General features: G+C 67.4%; 21 protein-coding genes. 10 read left to right on the top strand and 11 right to left on the bottom strand.

Annotated elements, in window-relative coordinates; translation table 11 throughout:
- Positions 1-112: 112 nt before the first annotated feature.
- Entirely contained in the window at positions 113-595 is a 483-nt protein-coding gene (locus H1Q64_RS01505) for a bacteriohemerythrin (protein WP_237904096.1), read from the bottom strand.
- Positions 596-794: 199 nt separating this feature from the next.
- Between H1Q64_RS01505 and H1Q64_RS01500 the strand changes: the two genes are divergently transcribed.
- Positions 795-2,429: a S10 family peptidase gene (locus H1Q64_RS01500; protein WP_237904095.1), complete on the top strand. Its 1,635-nt coding sequence runs from the start codon at positions 795-797 to the stop codon at positions 2,427-2,429.
- An 89-nt stretch (positions 2,430-2,518) separates the two neighbouring features.
- Here H1Q64_RS01500 and H1Q64_RS01495 read toward each other — a convergent pair whose 3' ends face one another.
- The gene (locus tag H1Q64_RS01495; RefSeq protein WP_237904094.1) at positions 2,519-4,384 is read right to left on the bottom strand and encodes a flagellin; all 1,866 of its coding nucleotides are present in this window, start codon (positions 4,382-4,384) and stop codon (positions 2,519-2,521) included.
- 409 nt (positions 4,385-4,793) lie between these two features.
- Between H1Q64_RS01495 and H1Q64_RS01490 the strand changes: the two genes are divergently transcribed.
- Both H1Q64_RS01490 and H1Q64_RS01485 read left to right on the top strand, forming a co-directional pair.
- Positions 4,794-5,261: a RidA family protein gene (locus H1Q64_RS01490; protein WP_237904093.1), complete on the top strand. Its 468-nt coding sequence runs from the start codon at positions 4,794-4,796 to the stop codon at positions 5,259-5,261.
- Between the two features lie 89 nt (positions 5,262-5,350).
- Positions 5,351-6,553, top strand: coding sequence for a GNAT family N-acetyltransferase (locus tag H1Q64_RS01485; RefSeq protein WP_237904092.1), 1,203 nt, complete (start codon positions 5,351-5,353; stop codon positions 6,551-6,553).
- 7 nt (positions 6,554-6,560) lie between these two features.
- Here H1Q64_RS01485 and H1Q64_RS01480 read toward each other — a convergent pair whose 3' ends face one another.
- Positions 6,561-7,037, bottom strand: a complete 477-nt coding sequence (locus H1Q64_RS01480) for a nucleoside deaminase (RefSeq protein ID WP_237904091.1) — start codon at positions 7,035-7,037, stop codon at positions 6,561-6,563.
- Between the two features lie 180 nt (positions 7,038-7,217).
- Here H1Q64_RS01480 and H1Q64_RS01475 point away from each other — a divergent pair, with 180 nt between their 5' ends.
- Complete coding sequence (locus H1Q64_RS01475; protein ID WP_237904090.1) at positions 7,218-8,528, top strand: pentapeptide repeat-containing protein; 1,311 nt, start codon at positions 7,218-7,220, stop codon at positions 8,526-8,528.
- A gap of 3 nt (positions 8,529-8,531) precedes the next feature.
- Here H1Q64_RS01475 and H1Q64_RS01470 read toward each other — a convergent pair whose 3' ends face one another.
- Positions 8,532-9,644 carry a CaiB/BaiF CoA transferase family protein gene (locus H1Q64_RS01470; RefSeq protein ID WP_237904089.1) on the bottom strand — a complete coding sequence of 371 codons (1,113 nt, stop codon included), beginning with the start codon at positions 9,642-9,644 and terminating at the stop codon, positions 8,532-8,534.
- Between the two features lie 154 nt (positions 9,645-9,798).
- Between H1Q64_RS01470 and H1Q64_RS01465 the strand changes: the two genes are divergently transcribed.
- Entirely contained in the window at positions 9,799-9,990 is a 192-nt protein-coding gene (locus H1Q64_RS01465) for a YegP family protein (RefSeq protein ID WP_237904088.1), read from the top strand.
- A 78-nt stretch (positions 9,991-10,068) separates the two neighbouring features.
- Here the strand turns inward: H1Q64_RS01465 and clpA are convergent, their stop codons facing one another.
- From clpA to H1Q64_RS01445, 4 genes are all read right to left on the bottom strand, one after another.
- Entirely contained in the window at positions 10,069-12,384 is a 2,316-nt protein-coding gene (clpA, locus tag H1Q64_RS01460; RefSeq protein WP_035672029.1) for an ATP-dependent Clp protease ATP-binding subunit ClpA, read from the bottom strand.
- Between the two features lie 8 nt (positions 12,385-12,392).
- On the bottom strand, positions 12,393-12,719 hold the full coding sequence (gene clpS / locus H1Q64_RS01455; protein ID WP_035672033.1) for an ATP-dependent Clp protease adapter ClpS: 327 nt from the start codon (positions 12,717-12,719) through the stop codon (positions 12,393-12,395).
- A gap of 466 nt (positions 12,720-13,185) precedes the next feature.
- Positions 13,186-13,671: a phasin family protein gene (locus tag H1Q64_RS01450; RefSeq protein ID WP_237904087.1), complete on the bottom strand. Its 486-nt coding sequence runs from the start codon at positions 13,669-13,671 to the stop codon at positions 13,186-13,188.
- Positions 13,672-13,939: 268 nt separating this feature from the next.
- Entirely contained in the window at positions 13,940-14,476 is a 537-nt protein-coding gene (locus H1Q64_RS01445; protein WP_094305950.1) for a phasin family protein, read from the bottom strand.
- 420 nt (positions 14,477-14,896) lie between these two features.
- Here H1Q64_RS01445 and H1Q64_RS01440 point away from each other — a divergent pair, with 420 nt between their 5' ends.
- Positions 14,897-15,658 carry a peptidase gene (locus H1Q64_RS01440; protein WP_237904086.1) on the top strand — a complete coding sequence of 254 codons (762 nt, stop codon included), beginning with the start codon at positions 14,897-14,899 and terminating at the stop codon, positions 15,656-15,658.
- A 109-nt stretch (positions 15,659-15,767) separates the two neighbouring features.
- Here the strand turns inward: H1Q64_RS01440 and H1Q64_RS01435 are convergent, their stop codons facing one another.
- Positions 15,768-16,481, bottom strand: a complete 714-nt coding sequence (locus H1Q64_RS01435) for a hypothetical protein (RefSeq protein WP_237904085.1) — start codon at positions 16,479-16,481, stop codon at positions 15,768-15,770.
- Positions 16,482-16,986: 505 nt separating this feature from the next.
- Here H1Q64_RS01435 and H1Q64_RS01430 point away from each other — a divergent pair.
- Positions 16,987-18,198, top strand: a complete 1,212-nt coding sequence (locus H1Q64_RS01430) for a D-alanyl-D-alanine carboxypeptidase (RefSeq protein WP_237904084.1) — start codon at positions 16,987-16,989, stop codon at positions 18,196-18,198.
- A 91-nt stretch (positions 18,199-18,289) separates the two neighbouring features.
- Here H1Q64_RS01430 and H1Q64_RS01425 read toward each other — a convergent pair whose 3' ends face one another.
- Positions 18,290-19,126 (bottom strand): substrate-binding domain-containing protein, encoded by an 837-nt coding sequence (locus tag H1Q64_RS01425; protein WP_237904083.1) that lies wholly within the window; start codon positions 19,124-19,126, stop codon positions 18,290-18,292.
- A 112-nt stretch (positions 19,127-19,238) separates the two neighbouring features.
- Complete coding sequence (locus H1Q64_RS01420) at positions 19,239-19,934, bottom strand: ABC transporter permease (protein ID WP_237904082.1); 696 nt, start codon at positions 19,932-19,934, stop codon at positions 19,239-19,241.
- 119 nt (positions 19,935-20,053) lie between these two features.
- On the opposite strand from H1Q64_RS01420, the gene fdhD reads away from it, so the two are divergent.
- From fdhD to H1Q64_RS01405, 3 genes are read left to right on the top strand one after another with little or no spacing between them, the layout of a single operon-like run.
- Positions 20,054-20,935 carry a formate dehydrogenase accessory sulfurtransferase FdhD gene (gene fdhD, locus H1Q64_RS01415; protein ID WP_038529108.1) on the top strand — a complete coding sequence of 294 codons (882 nt, stop codon included), beginning with the start codon at positions 20,054-20,056 and terminating at the stop codon, positions 20,933-20,935.
- Positions 20,925-21,551: a molybdenum cofactor guanylyltransferase MobA gene (gene mobA / locus H1Q64_RS01410; RefSeq protein WP_237904081.1), complete on the top strand. Its 627-nt coding sequence runs from the start codon at positions 20,925-20,927 to the stop codon at positions 21,549-21,551. Before fdhD ends, mobA begins: the two co-directional genes overlap by 11 nt.
- Entirely contained in the window at positions 21,548-22,042 is a 495-nt protein-coding gene (locus H1Q64_RS01405) for a DUF3305 domain-containing protein (RefSeq protein WP_237904080.1), read from the top strand. Before mobA ends, H1Q64_RS01405 begins: the two co-directional genes overlap by 4 nt.
- Positions 22,043-22,063 lie beyond the last annotated feature (21 nt).

The raw sequence follows: 22,063 nt of genomic DNA, 5'->3' as shown, positions 1-22,063 counted from the left end.
GGCCAGCCGGTTCCATCCCCGGCATGGCGTGGAAAAGGGGAGGTCCTCGGACCTCCCCTTTTTTCATGAGGCCTTTTTATGCGGGCTCCGGTGAGGGCGCGCTCCGGCGGGTTCAGACCGGGATGTTGGGGAAGACGCGTCCGGACAGCTGGGCGTCGGCCAACTCCGCCGGGACGGCGTCGCGCTCCTTCAGCCAGCGGGCGAACTGACGGTCGGCTGAGTTGATGTGCAGCATCAGCCATTGCGGCAGGAAGGTCGCCAGATACTCGGCGATGTTCTCCTCCGGCACGTTGCCGGTGGTGAAGGCGTGCAACTGCTCCCAGGCCAGGGAATGCTGGACCAGATGGTCGGCCAGGAAAGGATAGCCGGCCTCCTCCATCACCTTCTGCTCGCTCGCGAAGTGAATCTCCGTATAGACCACCGCATCGGCCAGCGTCCGGTAGACCTCCTCGCGGGAGCGGCCTTCGGCGACGGCGACATGGAACGCCTGGACCAGTTCGATCCAATGCTTGTGCTGCTCGTCGATATGCTCGACGCCCAACGCAAGATCGTCGCTCCAGACGAGATCCTGAAAATTCTCGGCGGGCATGTCCATGATCGCGATGACTCGGCTTAAGGTGGTGGAAGCCTGGGCATCATAAACACGGTCGTATGTGCATCAATGGTTTGAATTGAGATAAATTGTCGCGGTTTCGATGGTGATCCGGGACGCGCGACGAAGGTCCGTGTCCTTGCCGGACACCGGGTAAGGGTCAATATGCGGGGCTGTGACGACACAGCCGACGGGATGCGCCATGCGACGTGCCATGAACCGCCGCCTCCGCCTTCTGCCATTGCTCGCCGCGCTGGCGCTGCCGCCGCTCCATGTCGCGGGTGCTCAGGACGCGGCGCCCCAGAACACTCCGGCCCAGAACACTCCGGCCCAGAACACTCCGGCCCGGAACGAACAGAACCAGGGCGCCCCGAAGCCGGCGGACCGCGCCGGCGGGTTCGACGCCCAGCGCAGCGAGACCAGGCACCAGTTGCCCTTGCCATCCGGACCGCTCGCCTACACGGCGGTGGCGGAGTTCCTTCCCCTGCGCGACGGTCCGCGCGAGGAGGCGGCGGCCCGTGTCTTCACCGTCACCTATACGCTGGATGGGGGCACGCTGGACGGGACGCCGCGCGGCCAGCGGCCGGTCGCCTTCGTGTTCAACGGCGGGCCGGGGGCGTCCTCGGCCTATCTGCATCTGGGGGCTTTGGGGCCGAAAGTGGTCGGCTTCAACGACGACGGGTCGCTGACCCGGCCACCGGCCCCGTTGCTGAACAATCCGGACAGCTGGCTGGCCTTCACCGATCTGGTCTTCGTCGATCCGGTCGGCACCGGCTACAGCCGCGGCATCCGGCGTGACGGTGGAAAGGAGGAGGGCGCGCGGCGGGACGAGGACCCCGGCAAGCGCTTCTGGTCGGTCGATGCCGACAGCCGGGCCATGGCCGAGATCGTCCGGCTCTGGCTGACCCGCAACGGCCGCTGGGAGTCGCCGAAATTCCTGGTGGGGGAAAGCTACGGCGGCTTCCGCATCGCCAAGATGGCCAACCGGCTGATCGACGATACCGGCATCGCGGTCAACGGGCTGATCATGGTGTCGCCGGTCGTGGATTTCGCCACCATCCGCGGCGGCGGCGGGCTTCTGGTGCCGGCGCTGCGGCTGCCCGCCTACGCCGCTTCGGCCGCCGCCAACGGTCTGGTTGCCGGCACCCCGGAGCAGGCGGCGGCGGCGGCCGAGCGCTACGCCTTCACCGGATACCTCACCGGGCTGGCCGGGCTGGACTACCGCCGGCCCGGCGCGGCACGGGACTTCTTCGCCGAGGTGGCGCGGACCACCGGCCTGCCGGAGGAACTGGTGACCCGCTTCCGCGGCGAGATCCCCACCGATGTCTTTGCCCGCGAGCTGCTGCGCGGGCGCGGGCGGGTTGCCAGCGTCTATGACGGCACCTTCACCGCCGCGGATCCCGACCCGTCGGCGGCGCGGCTTTCCTTCGATCCCTTCCTGAAGGGCACGGTACCGACCTACACCACCGCCTTCGCCGCCTACGCCCACGAATGGCTGGGCGTGCGGACGGAGGTGCCGTTCGAGCTGCTCAGCGACCGGGTGAACCGGGGCTGGGAATGGCCGCGCTCCGGCCAGCCCAGCGCGGTGGACGACCTCCAGGCCGCCCTGACCCTGCAACCCGCGCTGCGGGTGCTGATCGCCCATGGGAGGACGGACCTCATCACCCCCTACATGGCGTCACGCTGGGTGGCGTCGCGCCTGGAACTGCCGGACGGGCAGGCCGACCGGGTCGCCGTGACGGTCTATGAGGGGGGGCACATGATGTACACCCGCGCGCCGGAGCGGGCGAAGCTGGCCGCCGACGCGCGGGCCCTGATCGAGGCCGCCCTGCGGTAAGGCGGCCAAAAGGAAACAGGCGCCCCGGTTGGGGCGCCTGCTGCGCAATGCCTTGCCTCGGCCTGTGGTCGCCGGCTGGACCTTGCCGGTTAGAACAAGCGCAGGATCGACTGCTGCGACTGGTTGGCCAGCGAGAGGGCGATGGTGCCGAGCTGCTGACGGGTCTGCAGCATCAGCAGGCTGGCGCCTTCCTCGTTCTGGTCGGCCAGCGTCAGCTTGTTGGCGCCTTCGACCAGCACGTCGCTGAACTCCTTGGTGAAGGTTTCGCGGGTCGTGATGATGTTCAGGTTGGTCGACAGCGTCTGCGAGGCCGACCGCAGGTTCTGCTTCGCGTAGTCGATGCTGGCGACCGCCTTGTCGATGTCGGCGCGGTCGGTCCAGTCGTTCTGCGCGTAGTCGATGCGCAGGCCCTGGCCGCTGGTGCTCAGGTTCTGCGATTTCACCGTGATCGCGTTGGTGTTGCGCTCGTTGAGCTGCACCGTCAGATCGTTGGAGGTGTTGGCGTCGGTTACCTGCACCGAGACCAGGTTGGCCGCGGAGTTGGCCGCCGCCGCCTGCTTGATGCTCTTCTGATCGACGTTGAAGCGCACCGTGCCGGTGTCGAACGCGAAGGCGTTCTCGCCGTCCGACAGCTTGCCTTCGCCGCGCTTGGACATGCCGTCGCGGGTCACCGTGGCACCGCTCAGGTTGCTGACCTGGATCTGGATGTCGACCTTCTTCTCGATCGTCGAGATGCCGTTGCCGGCGTTGGCGGCCTGCTCCAGCAGCTTGCGGTCGACCGTGAAGGACACGATGGTGCCCGACGCGAAGCTCTCGGAGATGCGCTTGGTCAGGGCGTTCTCGGCGGTGGCCTTGACCGTCATCTCGCGGGCGGCGTTGGTCGTCGTCGCGCCGGACAGCGTGATCGTGCCCGTCGTGCCGACCGTGACGGTCTGGACGTCCTTGCCGCTGAGACGGCCGTTGGCGCCCAGCGCACTGTTGATCGACGCCTTGAGCTGGTTGGCGATGTTGTTGCGCGCGGTCTGACCGATCGCCACGTCGCCGGCGGTGGCGGTGTAGGTGAAGGTCTGGTCTTCGACGGTGATGGTGAAGCTGTCGCCGGCTTCGATCGTGCCGCCCAGCGTCACATTGGTAACCTGCGCGGTACCCGTCGACGCCGTCCTCGTCGTGTTGGCAGCCATCGTCTGGCTGTTGTCGAAGTAGGTGATCGTGCGCGACTCGTTGCCGTCCGTGATGATGAACGACCGCTCGCGGCCCGAGGCGCCGCGGACCTCGATCTGCACGTCGGAGAAGCTGCCGAGCGAGGTGGTCATCGTGCCGGACAGCTTCAGGCCGACCAGGCCGTGGGCCATTTCGGCGCTGTTGATCTCGCCGGCCGCGCCCTCGATGGAGCCGTCGCCCTTGACGCGCACCGTGTAGGTGTCGGTCGACACCACGTTGGTGACGCGGGCGTTCTCGATGCCCTGGATGGTGTTGACGGCACGGCGCGACTCGCTGGTGGAGTCCAGCCGCAGGCCATTGCCGGCCAGCAGGTTCTTGCCGGCATAGCCGCTGTCGCCGGCCAGCTTGTCGATCTGCTCCTTCAGCGCGTTGAACTGGGCGGACAGTGTCTTGCGGGTGGCGACGGAGCCGGCGTCGGTGCCGAGCGCGGAATAGGCGGCGGTGGTCAGGCCGCGCGCCTGCTCGATCATGCTTTCGATCGCGGTCACGCCCTTGTCGGCGGCCTTGATGGTGCTGATCGACTGACCCATGGCGTCCTTCAACGACGACAGGTCACCGGCGCGCTGGGTCAGGCTCTTCGCTGCGAAGAACGAAGTCGGGCCGTCGAGCGCCGAATTGATCTTGTTGCCGGTCGAGAGGATGTTCTGCTTGACACCGATCTTTTCGTTCACGCCCTGCAGTTGCAGCAGATTCGTGCGCATTGACGCGGTGAGAGTGACGTCGTTGATGGCCATGGTTCCAAGTCTCCTTCTGAGGCTCGCCCCGCGGCTGGTGCTTGAAACCGAAGCGAGGCAACGTGCATTTGCGCGGTCCTCCCCTATCAAGACCCGTGCCAGTTCCCAAAAATCCCGATAACTTGCTGTCCTGAAAAGACATTTATGGAGCGTGCGCGACGATCCGGTTTTGGTTGGCCGGACGGCCCTTCCTAGGGCGGCGGAAAGTTTTGCCGGGCAGAAAGGGATTTGCGCCTTGGGCCCCGGGACAAAACTTCCCAGTTGGGGGTCGGTCGGACCGTGTGCGAAGGGTTGCCGGTAAGCCCTTGGTGACGGCGGCGGAGGGGGCTATCGTCGGGCTGTCGCGCCCATCGGGGCGCCACCCATCGCGGCGTTCTCGGCGCCCGCAACGAAGACGGAGGGATGAAGCATGGCCGGACGCATCGAGGCGCGGCTGAAGGAGTTGGGGATCGAGCTGCCGCAGGCGGCGGCCCCGGTGGCGGCCTATGTGCCCTACACCCAGTCGGGCAACACGCTCTACGTGTCGGGGCAGGTCACCGTATGGAACGGCGAACGCCGCTTCATCGGCAAGCTGGGCCAGGACTTCACGGTGGAGCAGGGCCAGCAGGCGGCGCGCCTGTGCGCCCTGAACATCATCGCCCAGGCGAAGGCGGCCTGCGGCGGCGATCTCGACCGGGTGGTGCGTGTGCTGCGTCTGGGCGGCTTCGTCAACGGCACCCCGGATTTCCACGACCAGCCGCTGGTCATCAACGGCGCGTCGGAGCTGATGATGCAGGTGTTCGGCGACGCCGGGAAGCACGCCCGCGCCGCGGTCGGCGCCCCGTCGCTGCCCGGCAACGTGGCGGTCGAGGTGGACGCCGTCCTCGAACTGACCTGATCCAGGGGGCCGACCGGGGGAGGGGCCAGCCTCTTGCCGCGGCGCGGAAAAGCGCCCACCTCCCTCGGCGTACCCGTGAAGGAGAGAGCATGCCCGACGGCAAGGACACCGGCCCCGGCGCCGGGGAGGCCATCACCGTCAAGGTTCTGACCGGCATCGGTCTGGCCGATCCCCAGGAATGGGACGCCTGCGCCGGGCCGGACAACCCGTTTCTCAGCCACGCCTTCCTGCTGGCGCTGGAGGAATCGGGGTCGGTCATCGGCCGCACCGGCTGGCAGCCCAGCCACCTCGCCGCCCTCGACGGGGCGGGGCGGATCATGGGGGCAGTGCCGCTCTATCTGAAGAACCATTCCTACGGCGAGTATGTCTTCGACCATGCCTGGGCGCACGCCTATGAGCGGGCCGGCGGGCAATATTACCCGAAGCTGCAGTGCGCCGTGCCCTTCACCCCGGTGCCGGGGCCGCGCCTGCTCGTCCGGCCCGGCGCCTCGACCCAGGGGATGGACGCCGTCGCCGGCGCCCTGATCCAGGGGATGGAGGAGGTGGCGCGGCGCTACGGCGTCTCCTCCGTCCACGTCACCTTTCCGGAGGAGGGCGACTGGCGCCGCCTCGGCGAGGCCGGCTGGCTGCTCCGCGAAGGCGTGCAGTATCATTGGGAAAACCGTGGCTACGCCAGCTTCGACGATTTCCTGGGAACCTTGAACAGCCGCAAGCGCAAGGCCATCCGCAAGGAGCGGCGCGAGGTGGCGGAGAGCAGCGTCCGGCTGCACAGCCTGACCGGCGCCGACCTGAAGCCGGAGCATTGGGACGCCTTCCACCGCTTCTATCTGGAGACCGCCGACCGCAAATGGGGCGGCGGCTATCTGAACCGCGCCTTCTTCCGGTTGCTGGGCGAGACCATGGCCGACCGGGTCATGCTGGTGATGTGCGAGGACAACGGGGAGTGGGTGGCCGGCGCCCTGAATCTGATCGGGGCCGACGCCCTCTATGGCCGCAACTGGGGCTCCGACGGCAGCTACCGCTTCCTGCATTTCGAGGCGTGCTATTACCGTGCGCTGGACTTCGCCATCGAGCGCGGCCTCGGCCGGGTCGAGGCGGGCGCCCAGGGGGAGCACAAGATCCAGCGCGGCTATCTGCCGGTGCCGACCTACAGCGCCCACTGGGTGGCCGACCCCGGCTTCCACCGCGCCATCGCCGATTACCTGCGCCGAGAGCGGCCCGGCGTGGCGGCGGAGCGCGAGGCGCTGATGGAACTGTCACCCTACCGCCAGGATGACGTGTCGGAGCAATAGGACCGGATCAGTAGGGAACGCGATCGGGCCGGGCGGCCCATTCGTCGAAGACGGCGCGCGCCTCGTCGGCCAGCAAACGCTGCATGGGGATCGCCCGCTGTTCCAGCGGCAGGGCGATTTCCGTGTAGAGGAAGGCGTCGTCGAAACCGATGGACGCCGCGTCGTCGCGCGCGTTGGCGTAGACGATGCGTTCGATCCGCGCCCAGTAGATCGCCGACAGGCACATCGGGCAGGGCTCGCAGCTCGTGTAGACGGTCGCCCCGGCGAGACTGAAGCTGCCGATGTCGCGGCAGGCGTTGCGGATCGCGACGACCTCGGCGTGCGCCGTCGGGTCGTTGCTGGAGGTCACGCAGTTCCACCCCTCGCCGATGATCCGGCCGTCCCGCGCGATAACCGCGCCGAAGGGGCCGCCGGCGTTGCCCTGCATGTGTGTGCGGCTGAGCGCGATGGCGCGGCGCAGGCACTCCGTGTCGAAACTCGTCATGCTTCCTCTCTCCCAAACCCTAACCGCGTTTTCGTTCAATGGTTTAGAGACTGTCCTATGACCCCGGCCCGGCATGCGCCCCCGGCATTGCAGGGGTGGCGGACGATTGGGGATTTCCCCTTTACTGCCCATGCGCAAAGCGTAGTGTGGGCGGGACCAGCCGACCGACGGACCCGCCCGATGACCGACCGCACCATGGAATTCCTGAAGCAGGTGCGGGACCATCTATTCTATCTCAAACTGAAGCCGGGCGGTGTGCGCCTTCAGGCGAAGGGCGTCGATCTGTCGAGGCTCCGGCTGAAGGGCTTCAACCTGCAAACGGCCATCCTCACCCAGGGCAACTTCTCCGATGCCCAGCTTGAGGAGGTCAGCTTCGCCATGTCCGACCTGTTCGGGGCAAATTTCAGCCGGGCGAAGCTGGTGGGCTCCTCCTTCGCGCGGGCGGACCTGCGTGGGACGAACTTCCTGAAGGCCGACCTGACCCGCACCGACTTCGAGGGAGCCGATCTGCGCCCCGGCCAGATCATGGTCCACCGCGCCGGGCGCGAGGATGAGGAGGAGCGGCGGCCCGCCAACCTGACGGACGCGCGGATGGACGGCGTCAATTTCAAGGGCGCCGACCTCAGCCACGCCGAACTGGCCAACGCCTCGACGGCGGGCGGCGACTTCAGCAACGCCAACCTGTTCGCCGCCAATCTGGCCGGGGCCGACCTGACCGAGGCGAACTTCAGCGGGGCCAAGATGAAGCGCGCCGTGCTGAACGGCGCCAACCTGACCCGCGCCATCCTGCGCAACGCCGACCTGCGCGAGGCGACCCTGCGCAACGTCGACCTCACCGTGGCGGACACGCAAGGCGCCAACCTCAGCGGTGCCGTCTACATGAGGAACGCCGACGCTCTGCCGATGCCGGTGCGCAGCGTGCTGGACGCCCACATCCTGTGGATCAACAGCGGCGGCGGGGCCGGGCTGCGGGCGGACTTCACCGGGATGGACCTGCGCGGGTTGGACCTCACCGCCTGCGACCTGTCGGGCGGGGTGTTCCGCGACGCCAACCTGGACGAGGCCCGGCTGTCCAACGCCTCGCTCTCGCTGGCCGATTTCGGCGGGGCCAGCCTGCGCCGGGCGCGGCTGGACCAAGCGGTGCTGACCGGGGCGAACCTGAGCGGGGCCGATCTGACCGGGGTGGATCTCCACGGCGCCGATCTCGGCATGGTGGACCTGCGCAACCCGGACGGCACCCCGACCGGGCGGAACTGGCCCGCCAACCTGACGAACGCCACGCTGGCCGCTGCCGACCTGCGCGGCGCCCGGCTTACGGGGGCGAAGCTGGCCGGTGCCAGTTTCGAGATGGCCAACCTCGCCTCCGCCGACCTGCGCGGTTGCGACGACGCGGCGGCGAACCTGTCGAAGGCCAGCCTGATGGGTGCCCGCCGCGGCCCGCTGGACGCGCGGCCGCTGCGCGACGGCGGCGGGCCCCTCATCGCACTGTAGGCTTTACGTCCAGGCAGCGAGCACCGCGGCGGCGGTGGACTCGCGCAAAGGGGTACGCTCGGGCGGAGCGCCGCCATCGACGCGCAGGCCCATCAGGGTCTCCACCAGCGGCTCCGGCCCCGGTGTGACGCGGACTTGGCCGCGGGCGGCGATGTGCGGGTGCTCCGGCATCTCCGCCAGCGTTGGCAGTGCCTCGAAGCAGCAGTCCACGGGGTCGAGCAGCGCCTTCCAGTCGGCGAGGCTGCGGCTGGCGAACAGGGCGTCCACCTCCGCGATCAGGGCGGTCTGGGGCAACGGGTCGCCTTGCCGGGCGATCCAGTCGGGGCGTCCCACCGCCTCGCAGAAGCCTTGCCAGAACTTGGCCTCCAGCGCCGACAGGGTGGCAAAGCGGCCGTCGGCGGTGCGATAGATGCGGTAGCAGGCGGCTCCGCCCGACAGCAGCGCCTCGCCGCGGGCCGGGACCTCGCCGCGGGCGTCGGCGGTCAGGTTGAAGCCCTGCCAGCCCAGCACCGTCTCCATGATCGACAGGTCGAGGAAGCAACCCTCGCCGCTGCGCTGGCGCCCGAACAGGGCGGCGACCACCGCCAGCGCGGCCTGCTGGGCCGACGCGAAGTCGGCGACCGGCGGGTGGCTGATCGAGGGGCGGTCCGGCGTGCCCGAGGAATCCAGGCCGCCGCCGACCGCCATGTAATTCAGGTCATGGCCGGCCCGCCGGGCGTAGGGGCCGCTGCTGCCCCAGCCGGACAGGCTGGCGTGGACCAACCGCGGGTTCAGCGCGCGCAGCCGGGCGTGGCCGACCCCAAGCTTGTCCAGCACGCCGGGGCGGTAGCTTTCCACCAGGGCATCGGCCCCGGCGATCAGCGTCTCGAAGGCGGTGCGGTCGCCCTCGTCCTTCAGGTTCAGGCGGATGATGGTCTTGCCGGCGTTCAGCAGCTTGTAGGCGGCGGTCGTGCCGTCGGCGTCGGTGGGACCCATCTGGCGCAGCGGGTCGCCGTTCGGCGCCTCCACCTTCACCACCTCGGCGCCGAGGTCGGCCAGCATCTGGGCGGCGTAGGGCCCCGGCAGATACTGGCCGAGATCGATGACGCGCAGTCCGCTCAGGAAGGGCAGGGGCATGGTGCGTTTCCTCATTCTTCGTTTCGGCGTGCTTTGTTTTGGGGGTGCCGCCTGGGAGGAGTGTCCGTGATGCGGCATCGGGAATGCAACCATCTGCCCTTCACATTTGTGCCGCCTCCACCGTCCGTATCAGACCAACGGCGAGGAGGAAAACATGTCCACGGGCAAGGCTCCCAAGTACAGGGTCTACAAGGATCACCGCAACGAATGGCGCTGGACCTTCCACGCTGCCAACGGCGAGACCATCGCCGTCAGCAGCGAGGGCTACACGGCCGAGCGCGACTGCCTGCACGGCATTGCCCTGATGAAGAGTTCCAACGACGCGGTCGTTCTGGTCGAGGAGTGATCGCTCGGCGATCCAGAAGCCGGGCAAAAAGAAAGGGGGCCTTGCGGCCCCCTTTTTCGCGTCCCGTGCGAACCGGCGTCATTCCGCCAGTTCGTGCACGACCTCGTCCTCGTCCTCGTCGCCGGAGCGCCGCTTGCGCGACCCCTCGGTGTAGTCGAAGGCGGGCTTGTCGTCCTTCACGGTGACCTTGACCAAGCCGCCCTTGGCGAGCTTGCCGAACAGCAGCTCCTCCGCCAGCGGCTTCTTCAAGTGCTCCTGGATCACGCGGCCCAGCGGACGCGCGCCGTAGAGCGGGTCGTAGCCCTTCTTGCCCAGCCACTCGCGGGCCTGATCGTCGAGCTCGATCGTGACGCCGCGGTCCTCGAGCTGCGCTTCCATCTGCATGATGAACTTGTCCACCACGCGGTTGATGACCTCCTGGGTCAGCGGCGCGAAGGGGATGATCGCATCCAGACGGTTGCGGAACTCCGGCGTGAACAGCTTCTCCACCGCTTCCATGTCCTCGCCGACCCGACGCTCGCGCTCGAAGCCGATGGCCGGCTTGGCCATGTCCGAGGCGCCCGCGTTGGAGGTCATGATGAGGATGACGTTGCGGAAGTCCACCGTCTTGCCGTTGTGGTCGGTCAGCTTGCCATGATCCATGATCTGCAACAGGATGTTGAACAGATCCGGATGCGCCTTCTCGATTTCATCGAGCAGCAGCACGCAATGCGGATGCTGGTCGATGGCGTCGGTCAGCAGGCCGCCCTGGTCGAACCCGACATAGCCCGGAGGGGCGCCGATCAGGCGGGAGACGGTGTGCCGCTCCATGTACTCCGACATGTCGAAGCGGGTCAGCTCGATACCCAGCGTGAGGGAGAGCTGGCGGGCCACCTCGGTCTTGCCGACACCGGTCGGGCCGGTGAACAGGTAGTTGCCGATCGGCTTCTCCGGTTCGCGCAGGCCGGCACGGGCCAGCTTGATGGCGGAGACCAGCGCGTCGATGGCCTTGTTCTGGCCGAAGACCATGGTCTTCAGGTCGCGCTCCAGGTTGAGGAGCGTCTCCTTGTCGTCGCGGCTGACCGACTTCGGCGGGATGCGGGCGATCTTGGCGACCACCGCCTCCACGTCCTTGACGGAGATCTTCTTCTTCCGCTTGTTCTCCGGCAGCAGCATCTGCGCGGCGCCGACCTCGTCGATGATGTCGATGGCCTTGTCCGGCAGCTTGCGGTCGCCGATGTACTTCGCGGACAGCTCCACCGCCGAGCGGATCGCGTCGTTGGTGTAGCTCACCCGGTGATGCTTTTCGTAATAGGTCTTGATCCCCTGGAGGATCTTGATCGCATCCTCGACCGTCGGCTCGTTGACGTCGATCTTCTGGAAGCGCCGGACGAGCGCCCGGTCCTTCTCGAAATAGTTCCGGTATTCCTTGTAGGTCGTCGAACCGATGCAACGCAGCGAGCCGGAGGCGAGGGCCGGCTTCAGCAGGTTCGAGGCGTCCATCGCACCGCCCGAGGTCGCACCGGCGCCGATGACCGTGTGGATCTCGTCGATGAAGAGGACGGCACCTTCCGTGGCCTCCAGTTCGGAGACGACGGCCTTGAGGCGCTCTTCGAAGTCGCCGCGGTACCGCGTACCGGCGAGCAGGGAGCCCATGTCGAGCGCGAAGATGGTGGCGCCCTTCAGCACCTCCGGAACCTCGCCATGGACGATGCGGCGGGCCAGCCCCTCGGCGATGGCGGTCTTGCCGACACCGGGGTCACCGACATACAGCGGGTTGTTCTTCGACCGCCGGCACAGGATCTGGATGGTCCGTTCGACCTCCTGCTCCCGTCCGATCAGCGGATCGATCTTCCCGCTGGCCGCCTTCTTGTTCAGGTTGACGCAATAAGCCTCTAGGGCTTCGCTGCCTTTCTTCACGACCTTCTCCGCCGCCGCGTCCTCGTCGGCTCCGGTAACGCGCTTCGCTTCCGAGCGGCCCGGGGCCTTCGCGATTCCGTGAGAGATGTAGTTCACCGCGTCGAAACGGGTCATCTCCTGCTCCTGCAGGAAATAGACCGCGTGGCTTTCGCGTTCAGAGAACAGGGCGACGAGCACATTTGCTCCCGTCACCTCTTCACGTCCCGACGACTGGACGTGGATGGCCGCGCGTTGCAGCACCCGCTGGAAGCCAGCCGTCGGCTTCGCATCATCGGGCCTGTTCGTGATCAGGTTCGCAAGCTCGTTGTCGAGGTAATCCGAGAGTTCGGCGCGCAGGCGGTCCAGATCGACCCCACAAGCGCGCAAGACGGCCATTGCATCGGCATCCTCGGTCAATGCGAGCAGCAAGTGTTCGAGCGTCGCGTATTCGTGCCTGCGCTCGTTCGCATGGGCCAGGGCTCGGTGCAGCGTCTGTTCCAAGTTACGCGACAGCATCTGTGGCCTTAATCCTTTTCTAGCGTACATTGCAGCGGGTGCTGGTTCTGGCGCGCAAAGTCCATCACCTGCGTGACTTTCGTCTCCGCCACTTCGTAGGTGAACACGCCGCACAAGCCCACACCCCGCCGGTGCACATGCAGCATGATCCGTGTCGCCTCCTCGCGCGACTTCGCAAAGAAGCGCTCCAAGACATGAACGACGAATTCCATAGGTGTGTAGTCGTCGTTCAACATCAAGACCTTATACATCGAGGGCTTTTTAGTCTTAGGCTTGGTTTTGATGACCACGCCCGTAGTGGTGCCCTCGTCGCCGTGTTTGTCGTTTTCGGCCATGGTCTCAACAGGTCAGCATCGCGATGTACGTCGCATGAATGATATGAGAACTCCGGGCGCGGTGGGAAGGGGCCGTTTTCGGTGAGTCCCCATTTGGGAGAGGCCCATTCGGAACGAAACCTGCCCGGCTACCCCGGAATTGGTGGAAAGCATCCGCTTTGCGGCAGAACTGCCGCACCGGCGTGCCAAAAATAGCACGGCCGGCGCCCGATGCCGGCATCCTGTAGATGCCCATCGCCCGAAAACAAACAAGCCCGGCGGTCTGCACCGCCGGGCTTTCCCGGAACTTCACAATGCCGTGAGGCGGCAGGATTTAAAGCGGTACCGCCTTGCGCCGTCCACGCCCCCGGACGGTTGCGTCCCGGGGGCGATGGAGGGGGGAGCCGCCCCGGCCTCGCGACCGGGTCTGTGGAATTGCTGACTCCGGGTCATTTTGTCTCAGGCTGACGTCTGGGGCCGGCCTGAATCAGGCGGCCTTCGCCGCGACCGGCTTGGACAGCGTCTCGACCGTGACCTGGAGGCGGTCGTTGATCGGCGCGAAGGCGTCCTTGGCGGTCTTCAGCGACAGCTCCTGCAGCTTGGCGCTCTCCTTGACGAAGGTCTCGAAGCTCGCCTTGGCGAAGCTGCTCTGCAGCTCGACCAGCTCCTGGATGGTCTTGACGGCCAGCAGGGCTTTGCCGGTGGCGGCGCTCTTCTCCAGCGAGGACTGGGTGAAGGAGGCGACCTGCTTGCCGGCTTCCTCGGCGCCCTTGGCGACGATGGTGCCCGACTTCACGACGGCGTCGACGTTGCCCTTGGTCAGAGCGGTCAGCTCGTCGAAGCCCTTCAGGATCTGCGCCGAGGCCTTCTCGAACTGCTCCTGCTGGGACTTGACCAGGCCGTCCACGTTCAGCTTGGCGGCGGACACGGCGTCTTCGAAGGTCTTGGTGGCGGCGGCGAACTTGTCGGTCATGGAACGGCTCCTCGAATTTCATCGGGTTGACCCGCGCCGGACCCACCTATTGGCGACCGCGCGGATGATCCGACCAACGACCCCGTGGCTTCGGGCGTCGGGTCGATGCTGCAATGCAGCATGACTAAACTTAAGGCAGGGAAAAGCGCCTGTCAACGGGATTTTGTGCGGTGCACAAAAACTTTGGCGCGTCCCGGCCAGCTCCTTCACGCGCGAAGCCCGGTCGTCGGAGAACGGCCGGGCTTCGTGGTTCTGGCGTGTCGCCGCGTCAGGCGGCGATCGGCTTGGACAGGGTGCTGACGGTGACCGAGACGCGGTCCTTCAGCGGGGTCAGGGCCGCGGTGGCGACGCGGGTGCCGATGCCCTGGAGGCGGGAGGATTCCGCGACGAAGGCGTCGAAGCTGGCCTTCACATACTCGCTCTGGAGATCGACGACCTCCTTCAGAGACTTGGCGGTCAGCAGGGCCTTGCCGGTGGTGACCGACTTGTCGAAGGAGGCCTGGGCGTAGGCGGTCACCTCGCGGGTCAGCTCCTCGGCGCCCTGGGTGGCGATGCTGCCGCTCTGGATCAGCGCTTCCACGTTGGCCTTGTTCAAGGCCTGAAGCTCGGCGGAGATCTTCAGGAGCTGGGCGGACAGCTTCTCGACCTGCTCCTTGGTGGCGGAAGCGGTCTGCTCGAACGTCTTCGCGGCCTGCTCCTGGCCAGCCTTGACGAAGCCCTCGACCTGCTCCTTGGCCTGGGCGGCGGCGCTCTCGAACGCCTGGGTGGGGGCGGGGGCCGGCTTGGCCTTCGTCACGGTCGTCATGCCTTGCGTTCCTTCCTTCGTCGAAGCCCGGCGCGCATCAACCCGGGCCGGCGGACTGTCCGCCTGCGGGGCGCAGACCGGCTGCGTTGGGGAGACCCGGACGGCTCCGGGCCCGAAAATGCTGCAGTGCAGCAATGGCTAAACTATGGGCAGATGTCCGTGGAGTCAACAAAGAATCTTGTGCGTCGCACAATATATCAGTTGAGCCCGATCCCTTTGCTTGATCGGTACGGCGAATGCTCCACCGTTCCGCCTCATGGGAAAACCGATCCACTTCGGCTCGACTGGGCGGAGCCTTTACGAAAGCTTTACCGCCGATCCTGCCCAATCCTACCCTGCCCGCCGAAGGGATGCGCTTCGGCCAAAGGTCAGACCAACCGCGGCGGAACGTCGCAGCTATCAGTTCGGGAACGTTCTTTCATGACCTATTGCCTCGGCATCAAGACCCGCGACGGCCTGATCGGCCTGTCCGACGGGCGCATCACCAGCGGCTCGCAGCTGTCGTCCGCGCGCAAGGTGACCATGGTGGGCAGCGGCGGCGACCGCTTCTTCATCCTGAATTCCGGCCTGCGCAGCGTGCGTGACAAGACGCTGGCCTACCTGCGCCGCGACATGTCCCGGCGCCGCGGCGAGACCTACCCGACCATGCTGGACGCGCTGTCGGCCTTCACGGCCTGCCTGCGCCAAGTGGCGGCGGAGGACAAGGAGTCGCTGGAGGCGTCCAAGCTGGCCTTCAACCTGCACGCCATCATCGGCGGCCAGCTCGCCGAGGACCGCGAGCCCTACATGTTCCTGGTCTATCCAGAGGGCAACTGGATCGAGGTGGACGAGCGCACGCCCTACCTGTCGATCGGCGCCACGGCCTACGGCAAGCCGATCCTGGACCGCGCGCTGTCCTACAGCACGGACATGCAGACGGCGCTGAAGATCGCCTACCTGTCTTTCGACAGCACGCGCTTCTCGTCGAACGACGTCGGCTTCCCCATCGACATGGTGACCTTTAACGCCCAGGAGCGGCTGTGGCGCCAGTCGAACTTCGACTACGACGATCTGGTCGAGCAGCGCCTGTGGTGGAACCGGAACATCACCGAGTTGGCCCGGCGCATGCCGGATGGACCGTGGGTGGACACGCTGCTGTCCGCCGGCGCGCGGGCGGATGTCGCTGAAGAGGAAGTGGTCTGAACCTTTGCCCCCACCCTCCCCCTCCCCCGCTTCACAGGGGAGGGGACTGATCTCCCTCTCCCGCGAGTGCGGGGGAGGGCCGGGGAGGGAGCAATGTCCGCCCCGCCCGCTACTTCCCGGCGAACAGCCACGTTCCGAAGGGCGCGGTTGGGCCGACCAGTCCGTCGCGGCCCACCTGGACCTCGAACACCACGCCCGCGCTGTCCACCTGCCCGCCGGTCGGCAGGGTGCGCGGCGCGTCCTGCGGGCGCGGCAGGGCGGGGTAGGGCACGCCGGTGCCCTGCGCACTGCCGTCCAGATCCTTCAATGGCCCGTCGAAACGGATGTCGGAGAAGCGGTCGGACGGGTAGGGGTAGGCGTTGAAGAACCAGCTTCCCCGCCGGCAGCCGTTGATCAGCCAATAGACTCCGTTCGACGGCAGGCGCACCCCGCTCGGCGCCGGTTCGAAGGCGCCGCTCTCGTAGAGGCGCAGGACAAACAGGGCGAACTGGCGCGGTGACAGCTGGGCCTTGGCGACCGGGCCGCGGGCCACCGCCGCCGGGTCGTCCAGATCGATGCGGGCGAGGTCGGTGGCCTCCAGCACGCGCGCTTCGACCATCGCGCCGCCGGTGCCGCGGTCGCCGACGATGTCGTAGGTCCGCACATGCTTCTGGTAGTCGGCGTTGAAGACCAGCCGGTAGCGGTCGGTCTCCCCCTTGGTGCAGGCGGCGCGCAGATCGTCGCCGTTGAGGTAGCTGACCCAGGTGAGCTTGCGCGCCACCGGGTTATCGGTCGGCCCGACCGAGGCGCAGCCGGCGAGCAGTCCAGCCACAGCCACCGTCATTCCCGTTACCCTGGCAAATCTCCCTCTTCGTCCGTCCCGTGGGGCAGCGCGCGGAGTCGTCGGGCGTCGCACGGGCGGGCGGGTCATGAGGTGCCTCGCGTCCAGTCGGGAAGGGAAATGGTCCTGCGCTTCCGGGAAGATGGATCGGCGGTCGCGCTCCTTCAACGCGGTTCGCCCCGTACGGGTCCGCGCCTCATCCAATTTCGTCACAGCGCCGCCGAAGAAATCGAAGCGGCAAATTAACGAATTGTCGCTAGACACTGTTTTGCATGGAATTTACCATTGCGCCAAACAGCAAGTATTAGCCTTTGGCGGGGGCATCATGAACGTAACGGGCCAGACCGTTCGAAGCCTGCTTTTGGCGTTCGCTTGGCGCGGGCGCGAAACGGAGGGGGAACAGGCCGCAGAACGTTTGGCGAATGGACGTTCGACTCTGAGAAGTGCCTTCGGCATTACCCCTTTCGTTCGAGGGCTGTGCGGCCGGGGGCTGTGCGGCGCCCTGGCGGTGCTGGCGGTGACCATCCTGGCGCCGCTGCCGGCGCTGGCCGCGAAATACGCGGCGATCGTCGTCGACGCGCGCACGGGTGAGGTGCTCCACGAGGAGAACGCCGACACGCTGACCTACCCGGCGTCGCTGACCAAGATGATGACGCTCTACCTCACTTTCGACGCGCTGGATTCTGGGCGGCTGCGGCTGGACCAGGCGCTGCCGGTGTCGGCCTGGGCGGAGGCGCAGTCCCCGACCAAGCTGGGGCTGCGCGCCGGCAAGACGCTGCGGGTGGAGCAGGCGATCCTCGGGCTGGTCACCAAGTCGGCCAACGACGCCTCGGTCGTGCTGGCGGAGGCGCTGGGCGGCAGCGAGGCCAAGTTCGCCGAGATGATGACCCGCAAGGCCCGCGAGTTGGGCATGCGCAACACCGTCTTCCGCAACTCCAACGGCCTGCCGAACATGGAGCAGCTGACCACGGCGCGCGACTTCTCCATCCTGTCGCGGGCGATGCTGTCGGACCACTCCCGCTACTACCCCTATTTCAGCCGCCGCGCCTTCGTCTATGGCGGGCGTAGCCTGAACAACCACAACCGGCTGATGTCGCGCTACGAGGGCATGGACGGCATCAAGACCGGCTACACGGTGGCCAGCGGCTTCAACCTCGCGGCGTCGGCGGTGCGCGACGGGCGCCGGCTGGTCGCCGTAGTGCTGGGCGGCAAGTCCGCGGCCTCGCGCGACGCCCGCATGGAGGCGATCCTCGATAAGGCGTTCGACAAGCCGAGTCGCGGGTCGGAGGCGCCGGTCGTCGCCCGCGCCGGCGACGAGGACGCGCCGCGCGTCACCGCCAAGGGCAAGCCGCTGGCCAAGCCGGAGACCATCGCGCAGCTCGCCTCCACCGTCTCCACCCCCGCGGCGGTCCGCCCGCCGGCCCGCGCCCGTGACGAGGACGCCGACACGGCGAAGGCGGACGGGTCGAAGTGGGGCGTGCAGATCGGTGCCTTCTCCACGCGGGAGGCAAGCAACCGGGCGCTGACCCAGGCGACCAAGCAGGCGCCCTTCCTGCTGCGCGCCGCCAAGCCGGCCGTGACGCCGGTGAAGGCGAACGGCTCCACCGTCTACCGCGCCCGCATGGTCGGGCTGGACGAGCGAACCGCCCGCAAGGTCTGCTCGGAGCTGACCCGCAGCGGCCACCGCTGCGTCCCGGTGTCGCCGAACGAGAAGCTGTAGGCCGGCTCTTTCCGCCCGCCCTTTTTTGCCAAACGAAAAAGGCGCAGCCGCGGGGCTGCGCCTTTTTTCGTGCCCGCGGAGCGGGGGCCGGTCAGACGCCCGGCTCGTTGGCGTTCGGGAAGAACAGCGAATTGCCGTTGATCTTGTAATCCGCGATGGCCTGCTGGCCCTCGGCGGAGACCAGCCAGTTCACGAAGGCCTGCCCGTCGGCGGCCTTGACGTGGCTGAACTTGGCCGGGTTCACCAGCATGACGCCATATTGGTTGAACAGGCGCTTGTCGCCCTCCACCAGGATGTCGAGGTCGCCGCGGTTCTTGAAGCTGAGCCAAGTGGCGCGGTCGGTCATGGCGTAGCCGCTCACCGCGGCGGCGGTGTTCAGCGTGGCGCCCATGCCCTGGCCGATGGCGCGGTACCAGCCGTCACCCGTCGTGGGATCAACGCCGGCGGTCTTCCACAGCGCCTGCTCCGACTTATGGGTGCCGCTGTCATCGCCGCGCGACACGAAGGGGGCCTTGGCCGCGGCGATGCTCTTCAGCGCGGCGGACACGTCCTTGCTGCCGCCGACCTTGGCCGGGTCGGCCTTCGGCCCGACGATCACGAAGTCGTTGTACATGACCGGCTTGCGCTCGGTGCTGAAGCCCTCGGCGACGAACTTGTCCTCCGACGGCTTGTGGTGGACGAACAGCACGTCGGCGTCGCCGCGCTTGGCGATGTCGATGGCTTGGCCGGTGCCCTTGGCGACCACGCGGACCTCGATCCCGGTCTTCTCGGTGAATTTCGGCAGGATCGACTTGAACAGCCCAGAATCCTCAGTCGAGGTGGTGGAGGCCACGGTGATGAAGCGGTCGGCGGCGGTGGACGGCTGAACGGAGCCGAGCAGCAGAGCCGCCGCGGCGACGCATCCCAGCACGAAAGAACGGCGCAGCATCGGACTATCCCTCTCCAGGTTCTTGCCCGCCTTGGTTGCGGGCTGTGGCGGCGACTATGGGAAAGTTCGAATGGCTTTGCAAATTTTCCAGAACCGGTGTGCGGACGGCCGCTCAGGCCCGCCGCGTCTCCCGCACCATGGCGGCGGCGAGGTTCACCGACAGCGACAGGATCATCAGGATGACGCCGAGGCCGAGGGCCAGCGGCAGGTCGCCCTTGCTGGTCTCCAGCGCGATGGAGGTGGTCATGACGCGGGTCACCCGGTCGATGTTGCCGCCGACGATCATCACCGCCCCGACCTCCGCCGAGGCCCGCCCAAAGCCGGCCAGCACGATGGTCAGCAGGCTCCAGCGTGCCTCCGACAGCAGGGTGCACAGGGTGGTCAGCGGCCCGGTCCCCATCACCCGCAGCAGGTCGCCATACTCCATCAGCAGATCCTCGACGATCTGGCGGGTCAGGGCGGCGACGATGGGCACGATCAGCACGGTCTGGGCCACGATCATCGCGGTCGGGGTGAACAGCAGCCCCAGCACCCCCAGCGGGCCGGAGCGCGACAGGATCAGGTAGACGATCAGCCCGACCACCACCGGGGGCAGCCCCATCGCCGTGTTCAGGAACAGCGTCACCGCGCGCCGTCCCGGAAAGCGGAAGGCGGCCACGGCGGCGCCCAGCGGCAGGCCGATCAGGGCCGACATCAGGACGGCGGTCAGGCTGACGCGCAGCGACAGGGCCACGATCCCCACCAGGGCGGGGTCGAAATCGGCGATCAGGTGGAAGGCGGTGACGAAGGCCAGACCGAATTCATGCATAGGGGTACTCGTGCATACCAAGCGCTCGCGCGTCAAACCGGGGCCGTATCGCTTCCGTCTTGCGGGAGCCGATCATCCGCCGCTTGCCCCGGCGCGCAATCTTCCCCACTCTTCCGGTCATGGACCTCTCGGAATTCACCATAAGGCCGGACCCGGCGAATCCCAAGCTGACGGAGCGCGTTTCCGGGCTGGATCAGGACGGGCGCCCGGTGGAGGCGTCGGTCACCGTGGAACGGCCGCTGACGCTGTACCTGAACGGGCAGGAGATCGTCACCATGATGACGATCGCCGACTACCCCGATTATCTGGCGGTGGGCTACCTGCTCAACCAGAACATGCTGAAGCGCGACGACCGGATCACCGGCATCGACTACGACGAGGAGATCGATACCGTCGTCGTCCGCACCGAGCGCGCCACGAATTACGAGCAGAAGCTCAAGAAGAAGACGCTGACCTCCGGTTGCGCCCAGGGCACCGCCTTCGGCGACGTGATGGAGACCTTCGAGTCGGTGCGGCTGAACCCCGACGCGCGGCTGAAGACCTCATGGATCTACGCCCTGTCAAAGAAGATCAACCTGACCCCCAGCCTGTATCTGGAGGCCGGCGCCATCCACGGCTGCGTGCTCTGCCAGGACGACCGTCCCCTCGTCTACATGGAGGACGTCGGGCGGCACAACGCGGTGGACAAGGTGGCGGGTTACATGCACCTGCACGGCGTGCCGGCTCATGACAAGATTTTCTACACGACCGGGCGCCTGACCTCGGAGATGGTCATCAAGACGGTGCAGATGGGCATCCCGATCCTGATCTCCCGCTCCGGCTTCACCGCCTGGGGAGTGGAGCTGGGACGGCAGGCCAACCTGACCATGGTCGGGCGGGCCAAGGGCAAGCGCTTCCTCGCCCTGGCCGGTACCGACCGGCTGGACTTCGACGCCGACCCGGCCGCGGTCGGGGACGAGGGCGGGCGCCACCAGCGCAAGGGGAGCCGCGATGACGACTGAGGGCATTGCCGGCGTGCTGCTGGCCGGCGGCCTGTCGCGGCGCATGGGCGGCGGTGACAAGAGCCTGCGCACGCTCGGCGGGCGCAGCATTCTGGAGCGCATCGTCGCTACCGTGCGCCCGCAGGTCGGGCCGCTGGTGCTCAACGCCAACGGCGACCCGGCGCGCTTCGCCGCCTTTGGCCTGCCGGTGGCCGCGGACGTGGTGGAGGGCTTCGCCGGGCCGCTGGCCGGGGTGCTGACCGGGATGGAATGGGCGCGGGACAACGCGCCGGACTGCCGATGGCTGGCCAGCTTCGCCACCGACGCGCCCTTCATCCCCGGCGATCTGGTCACCCGTCTGGTGGCGGCGGTGGAGCGCGAGGGCGCCGACCTCGCCTGCGCCCGCTCCGACGGGCAGGAGCATCCGGTCTTCGGGCTGTGGCGGGTGGACCTCGCCGACGACCTCCGCCGCGCCATGGTGGAGGAGGACATGCGCAAGGTGGACGCCTGGACCGCCCGCCACCGCTTGGCCATTGCCGACTTCGCCACCGATCCGGTAGACCCCTTCTTCAACACCAACCGTCCCGACGATCTCGCGGAGGCGGAACGGCTGATGGCGGCGGGACTGGTCCGATGAGTGAAGCGCTAAACAGAACCGAGACGATGGCCCTGGGCATCGTCCTGGAGCGCCGCAAGGGTGCCAGCCTCTGGGCGGACTGGGCGTGGCGTCCGGTCTCGGTGATCCCCGGCGCTCCGCCGGTCGACGGTCCCTGGCGGCTGCTGCGCGAGGGGGAGGGCTGGGCGCATTACCACGCCGCGACCCTGCCGCTGGAACTGTTCCGCAGCGACACCGAAGGCTACAAGCTCAACCTGTCGCAGGAGCCGCCGCGCCTCTGGGTCGTGCTGCGCCCGGACGAGACGGGCGAGCCGGGGGGCGTCGTGCCTTTCGTCGTCACCGCCTCCGCTCACGAATGCGAAGCCTATCAGGTCAGCGGAGTGGAGATGGTGGAGACGGTGCCGATGCCGCCGGAGGTCACGGCGCTGGTCCGCGACTTCACCGAGCAGCACCATGTGGATGTCCCCTTCGTGAAGCGCGAGCGCAAGCGGCACTTCCCGAAGCAGGCGTGATGAATTCTTGATGGGGCGCCG

It is taken from the genome of Azospirillum brasilense, from assembly GCF_022023855.1.
GTDB classification, from domain to species: Bacteria; Pseudomonadota; Alphaproteobacteria; order Azospirillales; family Azospirillaceae; genus Azospirillum; species Azospirillum brasilense_F.
This window is presented reverse-complemented; position numbering and strand designations above follow the sequence as displayed.